Source organism: Paraburkholderia sp. J10-1, assembly GCF_905220165.1.
Taxonomy (GTDB): domain Bacteria; phylum Pseudomonadota; class Gammaproteobacteria; order Burkholderiales; family Burkholderiaceae; genus Paraburkholderia.
In genome coordinates this window covers 1-17,566 of sequence record NZ_CAJMYW010000037.1, presented here as the reverse complement: position 1 = coordinate 17,566, position 17,566 = coordinate 1, and the positions used below count along the sequence as shown (strand labels likewise).

15 protein-coding genes and 2 pseudogenes are annotated in these 17,566 nt (G+C 63.9%); 3 read left to right on the top strand and 14 right to left on the bottom strand.

Annotated elements, in window-relative coordinates; all coding sequences use genetic code 11:
* The first annotated feature begins 96 nt into the window (after positions 1 to 96).
* On the top strand, positions 97 to 537 hold the full coding sequence (locus U5A65_RS40255; RefSeq protein WP_321916258.1) for a hypothetical protein: 441 nt from the start codon (positions 97 to 99) through the stop codon (positions 535 to 537).
* A 132-nt stretch (positions 538 to 669) separates the two neighbouring features.
* Here the strand turns inward: U5A65_RS40255 and U5A65_RS40250 are convergent.
* From U5A65_RS40250 to U5A65_RS40235, 4 genes and pseudogenes are all read right to left on the bottom strand, one after another.
* Positions 670 to 2,313, bottom strand: a pseudogene (locus U5A65_RS40250) (ATP-binding cassette domain-containing protein).
* Positions 2,314 to 2,534: 221 nt separating this feature from the next.
* A complete protein-coding gene (locus U5A65_RS40245) occupies positions 2,535 to 3,572 on the bottom strand; it encodes a porin (RefSeq protein WP_321949638.1) in 1,038 nt (345 codons plus the stop codon).
* A gap of 139 nt (positions 3,573 to 3,711) precedes the next feature.
* On the bottom strand, positions 3,712 to 6,237 hold the full coding sequence (locus tag U5A65_RS40240) for a glucose/quinate/shikimate family membrane-bound PQQ-dependent dehydrogenase (protein ID WP_321949636.1): 2,526 nt from the start codon (positions 6,235 to 6,237) through the stop codon (positions 3,712 to 3,714).
* Positions 6,238 to 6,289: 52 nt separating this feature from the next.
* Positions 6,290 to 7,393 carry a porin gene (locus U5A65_RS40235; RefSeq protein WP_321949634.1) on the bottom strand — a complete coding sequence of 368 codons (1,104 nt, stop codon included), beginning with the start codon at positions 7,391 to 7,393 and terminating at the stop codon, positions 6,290 to 6,292.
* Positions 7,394 to 7,763: 370 nt separating this feature from the next.
* Here U5A65_RS40235 and U5A65_RS40230 point away from each other — a divergent pair, with 370 nt between their 5' ends.
* Positions 7,764 to 8,315, top strand: coding sequence for an isochorismatase family protein (locus U5A65_RS40230; protein ID WP_321916253.1), 552 nt, complete (start codon positions 7,764 to 7,766; stop codon positions 8,313 to 8,315).
* Positions 8,316 to 8,317: 2 nt separating this feature from the next.
* Here U5A65_RS40230 and U5A65_RS40225 read toward each other — a convergent pair whose 3' ends face one another.
* From U5A65_RS40225 to U5A65_RS40210, 4 genes are all read right to left on the bottom strand, one after another.
* Complete coding sequence (locus tag U5A65_RS40225; protein WP_321916252.1) at positions 8,318 to 9,040, bottom strand: trimeric intracellular cation channel family protein; 723 nt, start codon at positions 9,038 to 9,040, stop codon at positions 8,318 to 8,320.
* Positions 9,037 to 10,305 carry a M20 family metallopeptidase gene (locus U5A65_RS40220; protein ID WP_321940268.1) on the bottom strand — a complete coding sequence of 423 codons (1,269 nt, stop codon included), beginning with the start codon at positions 10,303 to 10,305 and terminating at the stop codon, positions 9,037 to 9,039. Before U5A65_RS40220 ends, U5A65_RS40225 begins: the two co-directional genes overlap by 4 nt.
* Before the next feature lie 55 nt (positions 10,306 to 10,360).
* A complete protein-coding gene (locus U5A65_RS40215; RefSeq protein WP_321940267.1) occupies positions 10,361 to 10,738 on the bottom strand; it encodes a MarR family winged helix-turn-helix transcriptional regulator in 378 nt (125 codons plus the stop codon).
* 253 nt (positions 10,739 to 10,991) lie between these two features.
* Positions 10,992 to 12,152, bottom strand: a complete 1,161-nt coding sequence (locus U5A65_RS40210) for a porin (protein ID WP_321916249.1) — start codon at positions 12,150 to 12,152, stop codon at positions 10,992 to 10,994.
* Between U5A65_RS40210 and U5A65_RS40205 the strand changes: the two genes are divergently transcribed.
* Positions 12,151 to 12,297 (top strand): hypothetical protein, encoded by a 147-nt coding sequence (locus U5A65_RS40205; RefSeq protein ID WP_321916248.1) that lies wholly within the window; start codon positions 12,151 to 12,153, stop codon positions 12,295 to 12,297. The two genes, U5A65_RS40210 and U5A65_RS40205, sit on opposite strands and share 2 nt — an antisense overlap.
* A gap of 342 nt (positions 12,298 to 12,639) precedes the next feature.
* Here U5A65_RS40205 and U5A65_RS40200 read toward each other — a convergent pair whose 3' ends face one another.
* The 6 genes and pseudogenes from U5A65_RS40200 to U5A65_RS40175 all read right to left on the bottom strand — a co-directional run.
* The gene (locus U5A65_RS40200; RefSeq protein ID WP_321949632.1) at positions 12,640 to 13,374 is read right to left on the bottom strand and encodes an ABC transporter substrate-binding protein; all 735 of its coding nucleotides are present in this window, start codon (positions 13,372 to 13,374) and stop codon (positions 12,640 to 12,642) included.
* Positions 13,375 to 13,449: 75 nt separating this feature from the next.
* Positions 13,450 to 14,226: a benzoate diol dehydrogenase BenD gene (gene benD, locus U5A65_RS40195; RefSeq protein WP_321940265.1), complete on the bottom strand. Its 777-nt coding sequence runs from the start codon at positions 14,224 to 14,226 to the stop codon at positions 13,450 to 13,452.
* Positions 14,223 to 15,245: a benzoate 1,2-dioxygenase electron transfer component BenC gene (benC, locus tag U5A65_RS40190; RefSeq protein WP_321916245.1), complete on the bottom strand. Its 1,023-nt coding sequence runs from the start codon at positions 15,243 to 15,245 to the stop codon at positions 14,223 to 14,225. Before benC ends, benD begins: the two co-directional genes overlap by 4 nt.
* A 63-nt stretch (positions 15,246 to 15,308) precedes the next feature.
* Entirely contained in the window at positions 15,309 to 15,797 is a 489-nt protein-coding gene (benB, locus tag U5A65_RS40185; protein ID WP_321949630.1) for a benzoate 1,2-dioxygenase small subunit, read from the bottom strand.
* Positions 15,794 to 17,164, bottom strand: coding sequence for a Rieske 2Fe-2S domain-containing protein (locus U5A65_RS40180; protein ID WP_321949628.1), 1,371 nt, complete (start codon positions 17,162 to 17,164; stop codon positions 15,794 to 15,796). Before U5A65_RS40180 ends, benB begins: the two co-directional genes overlap by 4 nt.
* 116 nt (positions 17,165 to 17,280) lie before the next feature.
* Positions 17,281 to 17,566: pseudogene (locus U5A65_RS40175) on the bottom strand (catechol 1,2-dioxygenase); the annotation flags it as partial.

The window sequence follows — 17,566 nt, the reverse complement described above, 5'->3', positions numbered from 1 at the left end:
CAAAAAGTGCGATAAATTATATTATGTCCAATTAGATAGCCACCTCAGGCACACCTCCTGCGCCGCCAATCCCATGGCGTCCTGCAGGAGGAACCCATGACGTCCGCCCCGTCATCCGGGCAACCAACCCGCGCCAGTTCGAATCCAGAACCCACGCTCGCGCAGCGCGTCGCCGGCTGGCTCGGTCTGTGCGCAGTGCCGCTCATCTGGCTGCTGCATCTGGCACTTGGCGTTACGCTCGTTTCCACGGCCTGCGCCGACGCCGTCACGCAGGACCCGATGCCGGGCTGGCACGGCACGCAATGGATCCTCGGCATCGCCTCGGTCTGCGCGCTCGTGCTTGCGCTCGTCATTACCTACGCCGCAGGCCGCGCCTGGCGCAAGACTGCCTACGTCGCGAAGGAAAAGCGCGATGCACGGCGATTCATCGCGTGGTGTGGCGCGACGGCTTCCGTGGCCTTCACCTTCGGTCTCGCCTTTTCGATCTGCATATTGATTGCAGTACCGATCGAACGCCTCTGTACCGCCTTCGACTAGGTAACGCGACATCCGCCATGCAATCGCTGTGCGCCAGTGCTTCGCTGCAGTCATTTGTCTCGCTGTCCGTTGTCACGGTCACAGCCAGCCCGCCGAATTCCGCACGACGACAGGTTCGGTCGCATCGTCGGATCAGATCACAGGATCGTAGCGCCATCCCTCGCGGCTCCATTGCATGGTATGCGTCGGCGCCAGCGCGGCGATGAAATCCGCGTCATGTGAAGCCACGATCAGCGCGCCCGGGAAGTCCGCTAGCGCCCCCTCGATCGCACGCACGGATTCGAGGTCGAGATGGTTGGTCGGTTCGTCGAGCAACAGTAACTGTGCCGGCGTGCCGCGCCAGAGCGCACAGGCGAGCGCGGCCTTCAACCGCTCCCCGCCGCTCAGGTAGCGCGCCGGTTGCGTCACGCGCCTGGCGTCGAGCTGCAGCAGCGCGAGCCGGCTACGCAACGCCCCTTCTGCGAGCGGTGTTTCGAGCAACCCAAGCTGCTCGACGATCGAGCAGTCGGGATCGAGCTGTATGAGCTTCTGGTCGAGGTAGGCACAGCGAACATGCGTCACGCTGCGCCCCGTATAAGGTGCGAGTTGCCCCGCAAGGAGGCGCAGCAGCGTCGACTTTCCGCATCCGTTCGGGCCCGTCAGCGCCACGCGCACAGGGCCGCTGCACGACCAGGTGAGCGTGGCGGCGGGATCGTCGTGGGCAAGCCACGGCAGCCGGGCCTCTTCAAGCGTGAAGACCTGGCGGCGCGCGCTGACTTCTGCGCCTGGCATCGCCACGAGCACGGGCGCCTCGGGTTCGACACGTGCGGCCGCCTCGGTAACGCGCTCGTCGAGCGCCTCCTTGTGCTCGCGCTGCTCGGCCCTGACCTGCCCCATCACATTGCGCCCACCGCCCTTGATCCCCTCCTTCGCCATCGACGATAAATTGGCCGTCTTCGCGTAACGCAAGGTGCCAGCGGCATGCCGCTGGATCGTGTCGTGTTCGCGCTGGAGCTTGCGCGTGGCGCGCTCGCGTTCGGTACGCGCATGGCTGAGCGCGCTCTTCGCCGCTTCGTGCTCCGCATCGCGCTGGGTGCGGTAGCTGGCATAGTTGCCGCCATAAGTTCGAAGCCCCGTGGGCGTGACTTCGACAATGCGCTGCATGTCTCCAAGCAATGCACGATCATGGCTCACCACGACGAGGCCGCCTCGCCATGCGCAAAGCGCGCTGCGCAGCCATGCGCGGCCAGCCGCGTCGAGGTGATTGGTCGGCTCGTCGAGCACGAGCAGACCGGCGTCACCCAGCAGCGCGCCTATCATGGTCACGCGTGCGAGTTCACCGCCGCTGAGTGCGTGCGCTGATGTGTCGGACTCCAGATGATCGAGACCCGCCGCGTCGAGCGCAGCACGCAGGCGCGCAGCGAGATCCCAGCGCTCGCCGATCACGTCGAAATCGACGGCGTCGGCCGTACCCTTTCCCAGCCGCGCCAGCGCCGCGAGCGGCGCTTAGATCCCCATGACTTGCGCAACGGTCCGCGTATCGTGTGACACGTCAAGGTGTTGCTGCGCCGCGTAAGCGACACGCACGTGCCGATCGATCGTGCCGGACGTCGGCTCGATTTTTCCCGCGATCAGTTGCGCGAGCATGCTTTTGCCAATGCCGTTTCGGCCGACAATACCAGTGGGCACGCGATCGACAACGAGTTCTAGCGAATCGAATAGCGCAATGCCGCTATCGAAACGCAATGAGACGTGATGGAGTGCGGCAAGCGCCGCAGCTGGCGTGACTCGAGCCATAAGCTTCTCCCGAATGTATGAAACCTCTCGCGCAACGTGTTCGACGCTGACGCGAAAACATTTTTTGGGGGAAGCTTAGTTGTCCACTTTGGCTGGAGTCCGGTATGCAGGAATGGAAGGCGCATGATAACAACGAGAGATGCCAGGCACAAGCCATACGCCGGCCGAATTGTTGGCCATGCACCACACCGCCAGCGGATCGATCTACCAGAGAACACCTTCTAAAAGCGGTCGATCATGCCAAACTGGACACCGCGCACTGGCGCGCCTGGCCAGGAAGGCGGCAGCCCGGTCACGTTCACGCCGCGCAGCGTGAAGGTCGCATCGTTACGATTGCGCAGCCACCCTGCGCTCGCGTAGAGCAGCACGCGCTTCGAGAGGTCGTACTCGCACGCGGCGCTGAACTGGTCGGCGTCGTTGTCGGCGCCCGAGAGGTCGTGCACCCACGCATAGCCGAGCGACGCGCGAAATTGCGAGGTGATCGCGTAGCGCGCGGAGACTGAAAAGCCGTTGTTGTGGTTGCGCGGCGTGCCGCCGTCGCCGTTGAAATACGCGAAAAAGCCTGTCACAGGCCCTAATACATATGACATGCCTCCGAGATTCGCGCGTAGTGCCCCTGCGCCGTTTTGCTGTTGATGCGCGTACGAAACGCGAAACGGTCCGTGCCGCCATTCGACGGTTTCGATGTTGCCGGCAAGTCCGTTGCTGCCCGTAGCGGGGTCGCGCAGCGAGGCCATCAGCGTGGTCGAGAAACCGTAGATATCGGGCGACAGATACGTGATCGCGTTCGATTCGTATGGCGTGATCTTCGATAGATTGTTCAGGCCCGAAGCGATGGTGCCCGCGCCGAACGCGTCGAGTTGCCCCTTGAACGGAATATAGATTGGCGAGTATTGCCGCCCCGCTCGCACCGTGCCCCACTGTGTGCCGAGGCCAATCCACGCCTGGCGATTGAAGATCGTGTTGGCCACAGCAAAGGTGCCGTCGTTGGACCCGAAGCCGTTTTCCAGCTCGAACAGGATCTTGATGCCGTCGCCGATATCCTCCACGCCGCGCAGCCCGAAACGAGACCCGCGATACGCGCCCGAGTCCATGCGCGCGACCCAGCCCGCGCCCGGGTTCGTCACCTCGATGCTCGTGTCGAGCGTCCCGTACAGCGTGACCGAGCTTTGCGCGCGTGCGCCTGTCGTATGCAACGTGGCGAAGGTTGCCGCACACACCACCGCCCAGGCGCGCGCGGCGCGCAATGTTCGATTCATGGAGGAAAAACGGGTGAGGCGCACGAGCGGTGCGTCGCATGCTGCATGAGAAGCGGCAGGTGCTGTGCGAGCCCCTGCCTCCGCCTGAAAAACCCGCTAGCCGCGGCCGCCCTGTGCTGCCGGGCGGCTCCCGCGCGCTTCACTGCTTCGGCAGCGCGTAGGCAATCACGTAGTCGCCGAGCTTCGTGCCGAACGAGCCGTGCCCGCCCGCCGCGATCACGACGAACTGACGGTCGCCCACCGCATAGGTCATCGGCGTGGCTTGACCACCCGCGGGCAGCCGCGCTTGCCAGAGCCGGGCGCCATTGTTCACGTCGAAGGCGCGGATGTAGTTGTCCGCCGTCGCGCCGATGAAGATCACGCCGCCCGCCGTCACCATCGGGCCGCCGAGCATCGGCATGCCCGTGCGGAAGGCCACCGGAATCGGCGAGCTGTCACGCGTCGTGCCGATGCGCTTTTTCCAGATGATCTGATTGGTCTTGAGGTCGACAGCGGAGATGTAACCCCACGCCGGCTGCTTGCACGGCAGCCCGAGCGGCGACATGAACGGATTGAGTGTCACGCCGTAAGGCACGCCGTATTGCGGCTGGATGCCCGCCTCCGTGCCGCTGCCCTTCGCGCCCGGCTGCGGCTCCATCGGGTTGCCCGGCCCGCGCGGAATGAGCCGCGAGACGAACGGCAGCGCGATGGGATTCGCCACGGCGATCTGCCGGTCGGTGTCGATGGCAAGGCCGCCCCACTCGAACATGCCGAGGTTGCCCGGGAAGACGAGCGAGCCTTGCAGCGAAGGCGGCGTGAATGTGCCTTCATAGCGCAGCTGGTGGAACATCACGCGGCAGATGAGCTGGTCGTACATCGTGGCGCCCCACATGTCGGCGTCGGTGAGGTCCTTCGACGGCCGGAACGTGAGTTGCGAGAACGGCTGCGTGGGCGAAACGTGGTCGCCCGGCGCCGCGCCCTGCGGCACCGGCATTTCGGGCGCGGGCACGACGAGTTCGCCCGTGCGGCGGTCGAGTACGAACAGGTTGCCCGTCTTCGCGGGCGCATACACCACCGGCACGGTCTTGCCGTCCTTGTCGGTGATGTCGGCGAGCGTGGGCTGCGAGGGCTGATCCATGTCCCACAGGTCGTGGTGCACGGTCTGGTAGAACCAGGCGAGCTTGCCGGTCGACGCGTGCAGCGCGAGCAGGCCCGTTGCGTAGCGTTCCATGTCGGGCGTGCGGTCGCCGCCCCAGATGTCCGGCGTCTTCACGCCCATCGGCAGATAAACGATGTCGAGCTTCGCATCGTAAGCCGCCGGCGCCCACGAGTTCGGCGAATTCCACGAGTAGTGCTCCCCTGGGCCCGGAATCTTGTTCGGGTCCGCCGCGCCCGGATCGAACGCCCACAGCAGCTCGCCCGTGCGCACGTCGAAGCCGCGAATCACGCCCGAAGGTTCGCGCGTCGAGAAGTTGTCTTCCACGGCGCCCGCCACGACGATCACCTTGCTCGTGACGATGGGCGGCGAGGTGGGCTCGTACATGCCCGGCGTCGTTACCGGCATGGCGTGCTGCAGGTCGAGATCGCCGTTTTTGGCGAAGCCCGCGCAGCGCTCGCCTGTGAGCGCGTCGAGTGCGTAGAGGTGGCCGTCGTTCACGGGCAGCAGAATGCGCTTCGTGCAGGCGCCGTTCACGGCGGCAGGCATTGCGACGGCCGTGGTTTCGCTCGCCGGCGCGGCGGCTTCTGTCGCTGAGGCGGCGTCGCTCGCGGGCGCGGCCGCCTCGGTTGCCGAAGCCGCCTCGGGGTCCGATGCGGCCGCGGGCGTCGACGCCGCTGCGGCATCACCCGCACTCGCATTCGCGCTCGCCGAAAGATCCACGAACGACACGCCCCGGCAGGTCACGTGCTGGAACGAGGGATCGGCCTGCAGCTTCGGATCGAACTTCCATTTGAGTTCGCCGGTTTGCGCGTCGAGCGCGAACAGGATCTGGTGCGGCGAGCACAGGTAAAGCAGGTCGCCGATCTTGATCGGCGTGACTTCGTTGGTGATCTCGACCGGATCGTTGGGCCCCTTCGTGTCGCCGGTGCGGAAGGTCCAGGCCACCTGCAGATTGTGCACATTGTCGGGCGTGATCTGCTGCAGCGGCGAATAGCGCGTGCCTTGCTGGTCGCGTCCGTAAGCGGGCCATTCGGATGGCTCGATGCCATCGACGTTGGGCGCGGGCGTGGTCCTCACCGCCGCGAGCGAGCCGTTGATCTGCTGCGGGTCGTTGAAGTGCGCGTACACGAGCACGCCGCCCCACACGAGCAGCCCGACCACGAGTGAAAGCACGCCGAACTGGCGCGGACGCTCCAGGTGCCAGCTCATGAGCACGAGCAGCCAGATGCCGAACACCACCAGCACGCCCGAGCGCGGCACGAGCGCCCAGAAGTCCGGCCCCGACTCCCAGAGCCCCCAGATCGCCGTGCCGATCAGCACGATCGCGTAGAGCACGAACGCAGAGGGACTCGCACGCCACAACAGCCACGCGAACACGAGCAGCAGCACGCCCGTCACGACGTAATACGGCGAGCCGCCGAGCGAAATGAGCCACGCGCCGCCAGCCAGCAGATAGACCGCCGTGAGCAAGGTGAACAGCACGGAGATGACTCCGATGAAGCCCAGCGGTTTCGATAGTCTGGCCATGATCTCAACCTTCCTCGAAGAATGTCGTCTGCGATGGCGGAACAACGTGGCGTCAGAACACGTGCATCATCCCGACGTAGGCGCCCGTTTGCGATTGGCCCGCCAAGGGGCTGGTCGGCGTGCTCGAGTCGCGCGGCGTGGCGAACACGGAGAACGTGCCGTTCTTGCTGTTGCTCACATACGCGAGCGTGCCGTACAGGAACGTGCGCGCACTCAGGTTGTACGTGGTGCCGAGCGCGTAGAGCATGGCGTGGCTCGCAGGGTCGTGCGAGGCGTCGCCGCCGCCCTCGCCTACGTGAATATAGAAACCCGCGGCCGTCACGGCCCACTTCGGTGTGGCCTGGTAGGTCGCGCCCAGCCAGTAGTGGTCGGCGGTATCGGAAATGCCGGGCGGCGTATCGGGCGCGGAATAATGCGTGTACGCGGCCTGGATCTTGAACTTCTGCACGCGCAGGTTGCCGCCCACGAAGTATTCTTTCGAGGCCGTGAAGATGTTTGAAAAGCGCCCGCTCGAATCGCGCAGTTCGTCGTAGATGCCGCGCAGGTCGAAAAGCGTCGAGTGGTACGAAAGCATGATGCCGTCCGAGCGGCCAAACTCGCCTTCGGCGCCGGCATTGAAGTTGCCCGGCTGATTGCCGAATGAATACTGCCCCTGCACGTCGAGGCCGTTCCACACCGGGCTGTGATATTCGATGTTGTTGCTCGTCTGCTGCCAGTTGCGGCCGCGCACGAGCGAGGCCGACGACACCGCCTGCTGCACGAACGGATCGAATGCCCACACGCCGTCGCTATCGATGAAGAGATTACGGCCGGCTTGCAGTTGACCCCACGTATCGTTCTTCAACCCCACGTACGCGCGGCGCGACCAGAGCCGGCCGCCGCCCGTGGTGCCGTTCATGATCTGCACGGCGGTTTCGAGGTTGAAGATCGCGGCGCTGCCGCCGCCCAGGTCCTCGGTGCCCTTGAGGCCGAACATGCTGGTGCCCCAGTCTCCGCCTTCGGCGCTCCAGCGGCTCGAACTGCCGCCGTTGCCGTTCGCGATGTGATTGAGGTACTCGATACCGCCATCCACGCGGCCGTACATCGTGACACTCGATTGTGCGCACGCGGCCGAACTGGCGGCGAGCAGCACCACTGCGCCCAGAGTCGTTTTCACGTTGGCTCCCTTGTGGAGTCCTCTTTCTTGGTCCGGTCCGTGCCGGGGCGGATAACGTGGTTTAACGTGCAGACAAGCCGGCGCGCCCGGTTGCATGCCGGACACATCGCGCACTAAAAAGCATAGCGCGTGGTGAGAAATCCCGTATTTTGGCTGGACGACGAATGACGCACAGTTGCACGCCCGCGACGGCGCGGGGGCGCAAAGCATATTGCGTGCCGCGCGGCACCATGCGCGACGCATGCGTGGGCTGTTCAGTACGATTACCGTTGGATTTCAGGGCGACGTATCGGCGCGCCTGCCATTGCGAGGGCTCGCGAAGGGGGGCCGGACACGCGATAGAATCAGCGCTTTTCATGGACGTTTCCCCATGACCACTGCGCTGCTCGTCATCGATTTTCAGAAGACGCTTGTCGACACCGAACCGCTGCCCGGCGACATCGCCATGGTCAGCGCCAACATCAATGTGCTGCTGCAGCGCGCAAGGCATGCGGGTGCGCCGGTCGTGCTGATCCAGCATGAGGACGACACGGCGCTCGTTCGCGGGTCCGACGCGTGGGCGCTGTCGGCCACGCTTGTGACGGACCCGGCCGACCACCTCATCGGCAAGCGCACGCCCGATTCGTTTCTCGGCACCGGCCTGGGCGCCCTGCTCGCCGCGCATGCGGTGAATCACGTCGTGATCTGCGGCTATGCGAGCGAATTCTGCGTCGACACGACGGTGCGGCGCGCCGCCGCAAACGGCCTCGCGGTCACGCTCGCCGCCGACGCCCACACCACCCACGACAAGGCCCACGCGAATGCGGCGTCGATCCGCGCGCACCACAACGCGACGCTGTCGAATATCCGCAGCTTCGGCCCGAAGATCAGCGCGGTGCGCACCGGTGAAATTGCATTCGGCACGCCCGCACAAGACGGCTGAAGTTAGCGCGCGTCGTGCCGCGAGTCTGCCTTCGCGGCGTCGCCGCCCTGTGTCGGCTGCGGTTGAGCCGGCCGCACAGTATGGAAAACCGGCAAACGCCAGCCGAAATAGAGCGAAGCCAGCCGCAACGCCACGCAGGAAATCACGGCCACCCAGGGCGTCCAGAACGTCGACCAGCCCGCATACGTGAGCCCCACCTGCACGGCGGCGCCAAGCAGCGCCGCCGACGCATAGATCTCGCGATCGAGAATGGCCGGCACGCGCGAGAGCAGCATGTCGCGCATCACGCCGCCGCCCACCGCGCTCACGATGCCAAGGATGATGGCCGGCTCAGCGCTCTGGCTATACGCAAGCGCCTTCTGCGCGCCCGCCACCGCAAAGAGGCCTAGCCCAATCGCATCGAACAGCAGCACGGGGTGACGCAGCCGCCGCACCTGCGGATACGCGGCAATGGTGAGCCCCGTAGCCAGCAACGTCACCGCGAGATAGGCCCAATTTGCGAGCCCTGCCGGCGGCACCGCACCGATACACAGATCGCGGATGATGCCGCCGCCGCACGCCACCATGAAGCTCACGACGACGATGCCGAACAGGTCGAGCCGCCGCTGCCGCGCGGCCACCGCGCCGGAGATCGCGAAGGCGAACGTGCCGATCAGGTCGAGTGCCGTATAGGCCGTGTGAGCGTTGAGATGCGCGCCCACTTCCGCGCCGATTGCCACGCTCACGCCGCCTCGCTTTCGCGGCCGAGCCACGCGCCGGCCGCGCACAGCATCGCCTCGAGGCCGGCGCGCAAGGTGGGGTCGAGCACCGGCGCGAACTTCGGCGAGTGGTTGCTCGGAATCTCGTTGAGCTTCTTCGCGGCCCTGGCTTGCGCATAGACCTCGGGATCGGTGCCGCCCACGAACCAGAACGCGTACGGCACGCCCCATTCGCGGCCGAACACGCTGAAGTCCTCGCTGGCGGCGGCCGGCGGCGTTTCGTAAGCGCGCTCGCCGAACCACGCTTCGAACGCCTTGCGCAGGCGCGCCGTGGTGGCGACGTCGTTTACCGTGAGCGGGTAGCTCGACAGCGTCGTGAACTCCGGATCGCGCGGCGCATTCGAGGCCGCGCATTCGGCGCAGCAGATACGGCGGATCGCGCCCAGCATGTACTCGCGCACGTCTTCGTCGAAGGTGCGCATGTTGAGTTTGAGCGTGGCGTCGTCCGGGATGATGTTTTCCTTCGTGCCTGCCTGGAGGGAGCCCACTGTGAGCACCGCGCGCTCGCTCGGCGAGATTTCGCGCGAGACAATCGTCTGCAGGCGCAGCGTGGTGGAAGCCGCCATGATCACCGGGTCGATCGACGTTTGCGGCTGCGAGCCGTGCGAGCCGCGGCCGAACAGCTTCACCTTGAGACTGTCGCCCGCCGAGAGGATCGTGCCGCTGCGATAGCCCACGGTGCCAGCCGGGCCCACCATCACGTGCTGGCCGAGAATCACGTCGGGCTTCGGAAAGCGCTCGATCATGCCGTCGTCCATCATGCTGCGCGCGCCGCGCCCCACTTCTTCGCCGGGCTGGAACACGGCAAGCAGCGTGCCGCTCCATGCGTCGCGATGCGCCGCCATCAACTGCGCCACGCCTAGCAGCCAGGTCACGTGCAGATCGTGCCCGCACGAGTGCGCCACGCCCACCTGCACGCCCTCTTCGTCTTTGGCGGTCACGGTGCTCGCATACGGCAGGCCGGTGGCTTCGGCCATGGGCAGCGCGTCCATGTCGGCGCGCAGCATCACGACCGGCCCCTCGCCGTTGCGCAACACGCCCACCACGCCCGTCACGCCGACTTCGCGCGAGACTTCGTAACCGAGCTTTTGCATGCGCTCCGCCACGAGCGCCGCCGTGCGGAACTCCTGCATCGAGAGTTCAGGATGCTGGTGCAGATCCTTGTAGAGCGCTTCGAGTTCGGGTAGCAGCGCGCCGATGGCGGGCGCCACGGTTTCGACCAGCTTCGGCATGGACGACTCCTTCATGCTTGATTCAATCACTTTGTCAGTCAGGCAAGGCGCGGTCTCAACCGCGCTCGATCAGGCTCTGCGCAAGCTTGGCGAGCAACTGGTCGAGCGTCTTGCGCTCGTGGTCGGTGAGCACGGCAGCGAGTTCGGACTCGAGCTTCGAGCCTGCTTTTTCAGAGGCGCTCGCCACCTTCGCGCCCTCTGGCGTGACGCGCAGTGTAACGCTGCGCCGGTCCGTCGCGTGCGCGCCACGACCTATCAGACCGCGCGACTCGAGTTCGCCGAGCGTTTTGGAAAGCAGCGTTTTTTCGATGAGCGCGAGCTGAGAAACGGCCTTGGGCGTGATGCCCGGTTCGGCCCGGATGATGCGCAGCACGCGCATGGCACGCACGTCGAGATCCCAGCGCTCACGGTAGACCGCGTTGGCGCGATCCATCAGCAGGGCACTCGTTTGATCGAGCCTGAATGTGAGGAAATCTGAATACAAATGCGTGCTCCCCTCCAGTGCGCCAACTGGACGCCAGTATAGTCAAATAGTTGAAAATTTCAACTATCTAGAACCGGTAAGCACGATTGAGCGGGCGCAGATGTGACAACGCGGCGGCTCCCTCTTGAGAGGAGAACCGCCGCGCGGGGGAAAACGTTCGGCGGGGACAGATGCCCGCCGAGGTCAGCCTCGCTGAACCGACTTAGAACGCGTGGCGCATGCCCACCGTGACGGCGACCTGCGTATCGGTCGACGAAGGCGAGAGTGTGTTGATCATGGCATGCGAGAGCACCGAGCCTTCCGGTGCGCCATGCACGTTCTGGTACACGCCTTCCAGGTAGAAGTCGGTGCGCTTGCTGATAGCGTAGTCCGTTTGCAGCATTGCCGTGTTCCAGCCCGGGCTCGAGCCGTTGTACGCGCCGTGCGTGTACGTGTACGCACCCGACACGCTCCATGCCGGCGTGAGCGCGTATTTCACGTTCGCTTCGAAGTTGTCGAGGCGCAGCGAACCGGCGAGCGAACCTGCGGAGTCGTCGTTCGAGCCGAGGTAGGTGCCCGTGCCGAACGAGTAGACGCCTGCGGCGTTGTCGATCTGCGAGTGGCTCCAGACGAGACCCACCGTGGCCGGGCCATAGGTGTAGTTGCCGCCGAGCGACCAGACACGCTGACGTTCAGCCAGGAAGTTCGCGCTCGTGTCGCTCGTGGTGACCGCGCCGCTGCCGGTGCCCGCGTTGTTGAACTGCAGGTAACCGGCCGCGAGGTTCAGCGGGCCCTGGCTATACGACACGGCGAAGCCGTACGAGCGGTTGTTCGCGAAGTCGCCGGCCTTGTTGCTGAACGAGTACATCGTCTCGAACGTCACACCGTACCAGGTCGGGCTCGCGTACTTGACCGAATTGTTGATGACCACCGAGTTCGCCGCGAGGTTGTCGTTCTCGAACGGGTGAGCCGCGAGGCTGCCGCCCCACGTGTTGAATTCCGCCGTGAGCGGGCCCACGAGGTCGTTCATCACGTCGAACTGGCGGCCGAACGTGAGCGTGCCGTACGGATCGCTTTGCATGCCGACCCAGGCTTGCGAACCGAAGCCCAGACCCGAGAACGCCTGCGCGCCGTTGTTGAGCAGGAAGCCTTGTTCGAGCTTGAAGATCGCATGCAGACCGCCGCCCAGATCTTCCGAACCCTTGAGGCCGAATACCGTGTTCTGCGTGGAGCTGCTGTTGAGCTGCCAGTTGCTGTGGCCGAACTGGTTGTTCGTGTAGACGAGACCGGTATCGATCAGGCCGTAGAGGGTCACGCTGCTTTGCGCGTGTGCCGAAATGGCAAAGGCGCTCAGCAGGGCCGCGGCGAGTAGCGATTTTTTCATGTTTTCAAGCTCCGGATTGGGCGGTGGGTTAATGCATCGAATTCAGGCAGCCGGCACCATCGGCGTGCAATCTCATACGCGCGCATTCCATTTCGGTGCAGATTCAAAAGAAAAAATCTACCCGTCGATGATTATTGCGAATTGAGCAATTCATCGATGTTGATAATGCAATGACGAAATGGGAATCGAGCGGCGAGTACGGCGCGAATCGAACACCCGCATCATAGGGCGTAGAAAATAAAAATGGTGTCGAAATTCGAGCGGCGTGGCGTCGATGGCACAACCGCGCCGGGCAAGGCTCGACGCGCGTCGAGGAATGTGCGGGGCGTGAATATTGCCGGACAAATTACATAATGCTTTCGATATGACGCATTAAAACCGGCGAGAAAGACCGATTAACCGCATTGAGAACTGTCGCCGAAATCGGCCCTCAGAGCGCGTTGATTCTTGTATTAATGCGCGCTCATTTTGACTTGACGCCATTCATTCAGGCAGCCGGTGCAACCGACGCGCCCGCTATTGCATGACGCTTCAATGCCTCTGCCACAAATCCCGACGCTTTCATGGTTTCGACAAACGCGCCGAGCACTTCGGCCGCCTGCGGACCGCGGCTCTTTGCGACGCCCATCGCCTGGCGAATCACCATGAAGCGTTCGTCGAGCAGGCGCAAACCGCCGACTTTCGCGGCATCGGCTTCGAGTTGCTGCTTCACGCCCGCGGCGACTTCAAGCCCTTGATCGAGGAAGGTCTGCACGACGGTTGGCGAAGTCGGCGCGCGCACGATCTCCGCCTGCTTCAATTCGCGCGTGAGAAAAAGATCGTACGCACTGCCCTTGCCCACCGCCACGCGGTTATGCGGCTGATCGACTTCGGCATTGGTGCGCACGGGCGAATCGTTGCGCACCAGATAAAAGCCTTCGATCAACACATAAGGCGCGGTGAACGCGATCGTCTCGCCTCGCTTGGGATCGACGGCGAAGAAGCCGAAATCCGCGCGCTCGTCGCTCACGGCTTCGACGGACTTGCCCGCCGCGTCGAACACGACGAGTTCGAGCGGCACGCCCAGGTGCTGCGCGAACGCGCGTGCGAGATCGACGGAAACGCCGAACGGTTCGCCCGAGGCCGCATCGCGATTCGCGAGAATCGGATTGCCGAGGTTGATGGAGGCGCGCAACGTACCCGTGGGCGCGAAGGCTTTGACGATGGCGGGATCGATATTCATGGCAATGGCGGCACAACAATCAGGGGCCTTCGAGCATATCACCCCGGCCGCGCACCCCGCCTGTGCGCGCCTCGCTCAGCCCGTATCGCCGCCGGCGACCGGCAACACCGAGCCGGTGATATAGCTCGCCTCGTCCGAAGCGAGAAACAGAATCGGCGCGATCTGTTCGTCGAGGGTGCCGTAGCGCTTGAAGAATGTCGACTCAGTGACCTGCCGCACCGCCTCGCCCATCCAGGCCTTTTCCTGTTCGCTGTCGCCGGCGGCGTTGCGCGGAATGCGGCGCGGCGGCGCTTCGGTGCCGCCTGGCGCCGTGGCGACCACGCGGATATGGTGCTCCGCATACTCCATCGCCAGCGATTGCGTGATCGCATTCACGCCGCCCTTCGCCGCCGAATACGGCACGCGGCGAATGCCGCGCGTGGCGTTCGAGGAAACATTGACGATGGTGCCGCGCCCGCGCGCGAGCAAATGCGGCAACACGGCGTGACACGTGTACAGCGTGGGCATAAGCGAGCGGCGAATTTCTGCATCGATCTGCGCGGGCTCGAATTGCGCGAACGGGCGCATGCGGATGGCCCCGCCCACACCGTTGATGAGAATGTCGATGCCGCCAAAGTGTTTCGCGGCGAAGTCCATGGCCGCTTTCGCGCCTTCATACGTTTCGAGGTCGGCGACAAAGCCCGCCGTTTCAGCGCCCGTCGCCTCTGCCGCGATTTCGCCCACGAAATCGGCGCGATCGACGAACACGACCTTGCCGCCTTCGGCCGCCGCGCGCAGCGCGACGCCGCGGCCAATTCCCTGCGCCGCCCCGGTGACGACGACGACCTTGCCTGCGAATCGTTGCATGATCATGCCGCCTTCGGAACGACGTTCGGGGTGAACTTCTCGTAGTGGAAGCTGTTAGGCTTCACGCCTTCGTCATCGAAATACTTGCGTACGGCGTCCACCATCGGCGGCGGCCCGCACAGATACACGTCTACGTCGCCATCGTTCAAGGCGTCGGCGGGAATGTGCTGCGTGACCCAGCCCTTGCGAGGATGATTCGAATCCGCGTCGGCAATGACAGTCGCGAAGCTGAAGTTCGGCAGTTTCGCCGCGTAGGCCTCGATGGCTTCGACCAGCACCAGGTCGAGGTCGCGCGTCACGCCGTAAATGAGGTGCACCTTCTGCTGCGCGTTGGTGCGCGCGAGCACTTCCAGCATCGAGAGGAACGGCGCGAGACCCGTGCCGCCTGCGAGGAACAGCAGCGGACGCGCCACGTCGCGCAAATAGAAGCTGCCGAGCGGCCCCGTCAAATCGAGCTTCGTACCCGGTTGCGCGGCTTCGAGCCAGGTGCTCATCACGCCGCCCGGAATCTTCTTGATCAGGAAGCTGATTTTCGATTCGCCCGGCGCAGAAGAGAAGGAATACGAACGATGTTGACCACTGCCCGGCACGTCGATGTTGACGTACTGGCCCGGCAGGAACACGGGGCCCGTTGCGTCGACGTCCAGTTCGAGCACGATCGCCGCGTCGTTGTGCTGCTCGACCTTCGTCACCGTGGCTGCGAACGTGCTCTGCCCGGTCTTGCACACCGTTGAAGACGCGGGAATCGCGATCACGCAGTCGCTCTGCGGCACCATCTGGCAGGTGAGCACGAGACCGCTGTCCTTTTCGTCTTCGGTCAGCGCGTCTTCGATATAGTCTTCGCCCAGGTCGTAGCTGCCGCTTTCCGCGCGGCACTTGCAGGTGCCGCACACGCCGTCTGAGCAATCCATCGGCAGGTTGATGCGCGCGCGAAACGCAGCGTCAAGGACCTTCTCGCCTGCCTTGCATTCGATGAAACGGGTCACGCCGTCTTCGAAATTCAGTGCAATCTTGTAGCTGGACATGGTGTCTCCTTCATACCCATGTTGAAACCGGGTCTCGATGTCAAATAAGACTTAAACGAGACTTCAAACGTGATAAACGTCGAGTACTTGCCGGATGTAATCGTTCTTCAGCACGATCTTTTTGCTGGCAATCAGGAAGTCGTCGCCGCGCTTGCGCAAGGTGACGAACATCGTGCCGAAGAAGCTGTCCGTGGTTTTGTAGCGATGACTGAGCGTGTGGAAGTTGTAGCGCACCTCCACTTCGTCGCCGCGATCCGCCAGCACTTCCACGTTCGTCACGTTGTGGCTCGTGCGCGGCTCCGGCATCGAAGCGCCGCTGCGCTCGGTCTTGATGCGAAACACACGGTCTTCGAGGCCGCCGCGATCCGGGTAGTACATCAGCGAGATCTGCGACTGGTGGTCGTTGGTGAGCTGGTCATCGTCGTCCCACGCGGGCATCCAGTACGTGACGTCTTCGGCGTAGCAGGCGAGCCATTCTTCCCACTGGCGATCGTCGAGCAGGCGCGCTTCGCGGTACAGTGCGGCGCAGATTTTCTGGTAGTCGTTGCTCATGCCTGCGCTCCTGCCTGTTCGTGATGCATCTCCTGCTCGAGGGCGTCGCGCATGGCGTGCACCCAGTACTCGTGCTGGACCACGAACAGACCTTCGTCTTCGCTGCGCTCGCCGGAAATGATCGGCTTGAGGCCCATCTTCTTCGCGTTTTCGTCCGCCCCTTCGACCCACAGCGGCGCGCCGCGCGAGAGATCGTTCCACATGGCCGTGGTGCCCGCATAACCGGTCTGGCATGCGCGGAACTCTTCGAGGTCGTCGGCGGTGCCCATGCCCGTGACGTTGAAGAAGTCCTCGTACTGGCGAATGCGCGTTGCACGATCTTCCGCGCTCTCACCCTTCGGCGCGAAGCAGAAAATGTTCACCTCGGTCTTGTCCACGCTGATCGGGCGCACCACGCGAATCTGCGTGCTGAACTGGTCCATCAGGAACACGTTCGGGTAGACACACAAATTTCTCGTCTGATTGACGATGAAATCCGCTTGCACTTCGCCCACGCGCGCCTTGATTTCGTCGCGATGCTTGTACACCGGCCGCACTTCCGGGTTCATCGTATTGGTCCACAGCAGGATGTGGCCGTGGTGAAAGCCATATACGCCCGCCACCGACTTGCTCCAGCTATTGGCGTCCACCGCCTGGGTACCGTCTTCCTTGCGCCGGCCCATGGTCGCGGCGTAGTTCCAGTGCACGGTGCTGACGTGGTAGCCGTCACAGCCGTTCTCCATCTGCATCTTCCAGTTGCCGTCGTACATGTACGAGGAGTTGCCGCGCAGCACTTCGAGGCCGTTCGGCGACTGGTCGACGATCTGGTCGATGATGATCTTCGCTTCGCCGAGGTAGTCTTCGAGCGGCTGCACGTCGGCATTCAGGCTGCCGAACAGAAAGCCGCGATAGCTCTCGAAGCGCGCGACCTTCTTCAGGTCGTGAGACCCCTCTTTGTTGAATTGCACGGGGTACTCGGTCGTTCTTTCGTCCTTGACCTTCAGGAGCTTGCCGGTGTTGGAGAACGTCCAGCCGTGGAACGGGCACGTGAAGCTGCCCTTGTTGCCGTGCTTGCGCCGGCACAGCATGGCGCCCTTGTGTGCACAGGCGTTGATTACGGCGTTCAGCGCGCCGGTCTTGTCGCGCGTGATGACGACCGGCTGGCGGCCCAGCCACGTGGTGTAGTAGTCGTTGTTTTCAGGAATCTGGCTTTCGTGCGCGAGGTACACCCAGTTCTTCTCGAAGATGTATTTCATCTCCAGTTCGAACAGGTCGGCATTGGTGAAGATGTCCCGGCGGCAGCGGAATACACCGTTTTGCTTGTCGTCCTGCACGGCGGTGGACAGCAGGTGATCCAGGTCACTGGCTTTGTCGATGATGGCTGACATATTAGCTCTCCTATGCATACTCCACACGCGGTACGGAGTTCCTGCATCGGTGTCGAATGATGGTCGCGGTAAAACTGGCGGCGGCTGTGTCTTCACACCGCCGCCTCGCAGGACGGTTACGCCGTGGCTTCGGCGCGCAGGCGGTGAACGAGCTGGTTGTCCTTACCCTGGACCAGCGGGGTGAGCGTCACGTTGAACTCGATGTCCTTGTACGTGTCGGCTTTCAGGCCGAGCGCCGTGCCACCGGACTTTTCCGTCACGTGCGGAATCAGTTCTTCACGGGTCGCGTAGGCGAAGTCGTCCCAAATGAGCGGGTCGCCTTCAATATTGAATTGCGTGGTGAGCTTGCGGCTGTTATCCGCCGAGACGAAGAAGTGCACGTGCGCCGGACGGTTGCCGTGG